Raw genomic sequence first — 501 nt, forward strand, 5'->3', positions numbered from 1 at the left:
CAACGGCGCGATGGCGTCGGACAACGGCATTGCCGGTTGGGCCTCGTTCAAGGGCGGTAACGCCAGCCAGCGCGGCGACGGCATGTCGTTCGACGTGAAGGGCCTGGACGGTGCGATCGGTATCGACAAGCGCGTGGGTCAGAACACGCTGGTAGGCGCTTCGGTGGGTCTTGGCAACCAGGACTCGAAGGCGAAGGGCATGCCGGGCGAGTCGAAGGTCAACAGCGTGAGCGTGGGCCTGTACGGTTCGCACCTGGCGGCCACGAACTGGTTCGTCAACGGAGGCGTGTCGTACACGAATCACAGCGTGAAGACGGATCGCACGGTGGCGGCGCGCAACGCGTCGGCACGCCTGTCGGGCAAGACGAACGGTCAGACGTTCGGCATGTTCGGTGAAGTGGGCAAGCGCTTTGGCGTGTCGGGCGTGAACATCGATCCGTCGGTGGGCGTGCGCGTGGCATCGACGCGCCTGAATGCGTTCGACGAGACGAACCGCGACGG

General features: G+C 65.5%; 1 protein-coding gene. It reads left to right on the forward strand.

Features of this window, described 5'->3' with window-relative positions; translation table 11 throughout:
• The coding region (locus PSO31014_RS22265) for an autotransporter outer membrane beta-barrel domain-containing protein (RefSeq protein WP_150553598.1) at positions 1-501 on the forward strand (501 nt) is incomplete at both ends.

It is taken from the genome of Pandoraea soli (assembly GCF_902459595.1).
Classification (GTDB): domain Bacteria; phylum Pseudomonadota; class Gammaproteobacteria; order Burkholderiales; family Burkholderiaceae; genus Pandoraea; species Pandoraea cepalis.